This is a genomic window from Alphaproteobacteria bacterium (assembly GCA_041396705.1).
GTDB lineage: Bacteria > Pseudomonadota > Alphaproteobacteria > CALKHQ01 > CALKHQ01 > CALKHQ01.
Genome location: JAWKYB010000032.1, coordinates 1 through 3,894, shown reverse-complemented (window position 1 = coordinate 3,894; position 3,894 = coordinate 1). Strand labels below are relative to the sequence as shown.

Below are 3,894 nucleotides of genomic sequence, written 5' to 3'. Positions count from 1 at the left end.
CCGCCGGCGGCGGTCTCGGCGAGGCCGTCCAGATAGGCGGGGGAGACCGGCAGGCTGACCAGGCAGACGGCGACGCCGTGCGCGGCCAGCTCGGCGACGACCGCCTCGTATGCGGCGGCGCTGCCGCTGTCGGCAAATCCGGCATAGGGGTGGTGCGTGGCGGCGCGGGCGCGGGCGTCGAAAGTCTGCCGGCGCGCCGGCAGGCCGGACAGGTCGCCCGGCGACAGCAGCGACCCGCGCGGCGTCTGCTCGATGCCCGATTGCAGGCTGCCCCCCGACGCGACGAAGGCCGCCCAATAGGCAACCAGCTGCGCCCGGTGGCGCGGGTCGGCCAGCAGCGGACCCGACGATGCCTGGGCGCCGTCCTCCGCGCCTTCGCGGACCAGCCGATAGGGCGCGAACATGTGCGGGTCGGCCTGCAGGATCACGCGCTGCGGCGTTCCGACGGCGAGCGCGGCGCGGACATCCGCCGCCATCTGCTCGACCGTCTGCGACGGATAGGCCAGGTTGAGCCATCCGTCAGGCGCGTCGAAGCCGCGGGCGACGTGGCTGTCGCCGAAGGCCAGCCCGGGCGCGACCGGCGCCTGCAACAGCCGCTGGTGCAAGGCCCAGCTGTCCTGCGGCTCGACCTGGGTACGCAGCAGCCATTCGGTCGCCAGCGCCATGACGGCCACCACCAGGCCCAGGCTCATCGCGAAGATGCCGATCAGCCGGCCGTAGCCGGGTGCCGAGGCGCGCGCGCCGGCGCCGGCCAGGCCGATGGCGTCAGAACTGGAAATAGATGAACTCATAGCTGCCCACTGCGTAGATGGCGCCCAGCGACACCGCCGTCGCCGCACCGACGCCGGCCGCCAGCCACGGCAGCCGCGCCGGCCGGATGGCGCCGTCCTCGATCGCGGCGACGATGCGGTTGGCGTTTGGCGCGCACCAGATCAGCGCATAGCCGAGCGCCAGCGCGGCATAGCGCTGCCAGGCGTCGCCAGCCAGCGCCAGCGAGAGCGGCGCGTCGGCCGCGCCCTGCCCGGCCATCGCGCCCAGGATGGCGAAGGCCTGGCCGAAGTCGGCCGCGCGGAAGAACACCCAGGCCACCGTGACCGCCAGGAAGGTCAGACAGCCCGCCGCCGGCGGGGCCATGCGCACCCGGCTGCCGGCCAGCGCCCGCCAGGCACGGTGCACCGCCAGGTACAGCCCGTGCAGCACGCCCCAGGCGACGAAGGTCCAGGCGGCGCCGTGCCACAGCCCGCCCAGCGCCATCACCAAGAACAGGTTCAGATAGCGCCGGCCCTGGCCGTGACGGTTGCCGCCCAGCGGGATGTAGAGATAGTCGCGCAGGAAGCGCGACAGCGTCATGTGCCAGCGCCGCCAGAATTCGGCGATGTTGGCCGCGCGATAGGGCGAATCGAAGTTGACCGGCAGGCGGATGCCGAACAGCCGGCCGAGTCCGAGCGCCATGTCGGAATAGCCGGAGAAGTCGAAGTAGATCTGCCCGGCATAGGCCAGCGCGGCGACCCAGGCCTCGGCCATGCTGACCGGCACGTCGAGGCCGACGGCGGCATAGATCGGGTCGGCAAGCGCGCCGAGCGGATCGGCCAGCAGCGTCTTCTTGGCCAGGCCGATGCCGAACAGCACCAGCCCGGCGAACACGTCCTGCGGCCGGAAGCGGGCGAAGCCGCGGCCGGCCAGTTCCGGCACGAACTCGGCATGGTGGACGATCGGGCCGGCGATCAGCTGCGGGAAGAAGACGATGAACAGCACATAGTCGCCGAAGCTGTGCGGCTGCGCCTTGCCGGCGTGGACGTCGGCCAGATAGGCGATCTGCTGGAAGGTGAAGAACGAGATCGCCAGCGGCAGCGCGATCGCCGGCAGGGTGGCCGGGCCGCCGCCGAGCAGGGCCACCGTCTCGGCCAGGAAACCGGCATATTTGAACACGGCGATGGCGGCCAGGTTGAAGCCGACCCCGGCCGCCAGCAGCAGGCCGGACCGGCTTCGCGCCAGCGCCCTCGCGAACAGGAAGTTGATCGCCAGCGAGGCGCCGAGCAGCAGCAGGTGCGGCGGATGGTGCCAGCCGTAGAAGGCCAGCGAGGCCAGGATCAGCCAAGCGACGGCGGCGGCCCGCCCGCCCAGCCGCACCGCCAGCGCGGTTCCGGCCAGCGCCACCGGCAGGAACACGGCGATGAACTCGAGCGAACTGAACAGCATGGCGCCGGCCCGCCGCGGCCTGCGCCGCTAGCCGCGCCCGGCCGGGCGCAGCGCGGCCCGGCGGCGGAACGGCGCGGCGAGCAGGCGCGCGCTCTGCGCGAACGGCGCCAGGTAGAGGCCGCGCAGCGTCGCCATCCGCGCCATGTCGGCGTCGGCGATGCCGAAGCGGACCCGCTCGCCGGGGGCCGGCACGTACAGCGTGCCGAGCAGCCGGTCCCAGACCGCGAAGATGTGGCCGAAATTGGTGTCGTAGTGGCGCGGGTCGACGCTGTGGTGGACCTGGTGCTGCGCCGGCGAGATGAACACCCGGCTCCAGAACGGGCCGTAGGAGATCCACACGTGGCTGTGACGCAGGTTGTAGCCGAGCAGCCGCCACAGATACACGCCGGCGGCCGCGCCGAGGATGGTCAGCGGCTGGGTCACCGCCGGGCCGAACAGCAGCTGCCACAGCCCGACCGCCGCACCCAGCACAAGCGCCGAGACGATGCCGCCGAACACCGCCTCCAGCGGGTGGCGGCGGTTGGCGGTGACCGGCGTCATCACCGCGGCGCTGTGATGCACCTTGTGGAACTCCCACAGCAGCGGCACGCGGTGCTTCAGGTAGTGGGCGTAGGTCGCCGAGAAGTCCCAGGCCAGCGTAAGCCACAGGGTGAACAGCACCAACTCGACCGCCGAAGGCGTGCCGGCGGCGGCGGGTGCGCTCCAGCCGAGCCAGCCGGCGGCGGCCTGCAGCGCCTCGCTGACGAAGCCGGGCGTCAGCAGGACGGCGCCGGTGACGACGAACAGCAACCCGTCGTTGATGGCGAACAGCGCGTAGTCGTGCAGGGCCGAGCGGTGCAGGAAGATGCGGCGCGGGAAGGCGATGCGCAGCAGGCGGCCGACCGAGCGGCGCCCGCGCAGCCGCACCGCGATCACCGCCAGCGCCAGCGCCAGCGCCACCAGCACCGGCAGCGGGCCCAGGAAGGCATCCGGGCCGACGAAATTCAGCAGGAAGTTGACCGCGGCATGCACGCCGTAGTCGTAGAGCCAGTCCATCCGCGGCCGCCTACCTGGGAAACCGGCCTCCAGCCTAGCGCCGACGGCTTGACAGTCGGTGAACGGGCGGCCGGTGGATTGCCGCCGCGCCGCGCGCACCCCATCTCTCGGCAAGCCGCCTCCACCCCAGCCGAGGACCGCCATGCCGATCGACCCGGTCGCGTCGCAATCCGCCGTCGTCACCGTCCGCGACCGCGTCGGCCTGCACCTGCCGTTCTCGCGCGGGATCATGGCCAGCGCGATCCTGGCCACCGGCCTGCCGACCGACCAGGCCTATGCCATCGCCAGCCGCATCCAGCGCGACCTCGATGCGCAGGGGCCGCGAGAAATCGCGGCCGACGAGCTGGCGGCGCTGGCCGCCGCCGCCATCGACCGCATGGCGGACCCGTCCTATGGCCAGCGCTACCGGTCCTGGCGCGCGGCCAAGCGCAGCGGCCGGCCGGTGGTCGTGGTGCTGTCCGGCGCGCCGGGCGTCGGCAAGTCGACCGTTGCCACCCGGCTGGCCAACCGGCTGGGCATCGCGCGCGTGGTCACCACCGACACGATCCGCGAGGTGCTGCGCACGGTAATCCCGGCGTCGGTGCTGCCGGAGCTGCACGCCTCGACCTACGAGCTGGACAGGCCGCCGGCCTTCCACGGCTTCGAGCGCCAGGCCCATGC

Annotated in this window: 4 protein-coding genes; 1 reads left to right on the top strand and 3 read right to left on the bottom strand. The window is 72.8% G+C overall.

Going from position 1 to position 3,894, the window contains the following annotated elements; all coding sequences use genetic code 11:
• The 3 genes from R3F55_25980 to R3F55_25970 form a co-directional block, all read right to left on the bottom strand.
• Positions 1 to 791, bottom strand: a 791-nt coding sequence (locus R3F55_25980) for a hypothetical protein (GenBank protein ID MEZ5670821.1), incomplete at its 3' end; no start/stop codon positions are given.
• Positions 766 to 2,199, bottom strand: a complete 1,434-nt coding sequence (locus tag R3F55_25975) for an MBOAT family O-acyltransferase (GenBank protein ID MEZ5670820.1) — start codon at positions 2,197 to 2,199, stop codon at positions 766 to 768. The genes R3F55_25975 and R3F55_25980, both read right to left, overlap by 26 nt.
• A gap of 27 nt (positions 2,200 to 2,226) precedes the next feature.
• Positions 2,227 to 3,234 (bottom strand): sterol desaturase family protein, encoded by a 1,008-nt coding sequence (locus tag R3F55_25970; protein ID MEZ5670819.1) that lies wholly within the window; start codon positions 3,232 to 3,234, stop codon positions 2,227 to 2,229.
• Between the two features lie 142 nt (positions 3,235 to 3,376).
• On the opposite strand from R3F55_25970, the gene R3F55_25965 reads away from it, so the two are divergent.
• The coding region (locus R3F55_25965; protein MEZ5670818.1) for an AAA family ATPase at positions 3,377 to 3,894 on the top strand (518 nt) is incomplete at its 3' end.

Coding starts and splice junctions, on each gene's coding strand:
- R3F55_25975 (MEZ5670820.1), bottom strand. CDS start 2,199: ATGCTGTTCAGTTCGCTCGAGTTCATCGCCGTGTTCCTGCCGGTGGCG.
- R3F55_25970 (MEZ5670819.1), bottom strand. CDS start 3,234: ATGGACTGGCTCTACGACTACGGCGTGCATGCCGCGGTCAACTTCCTG.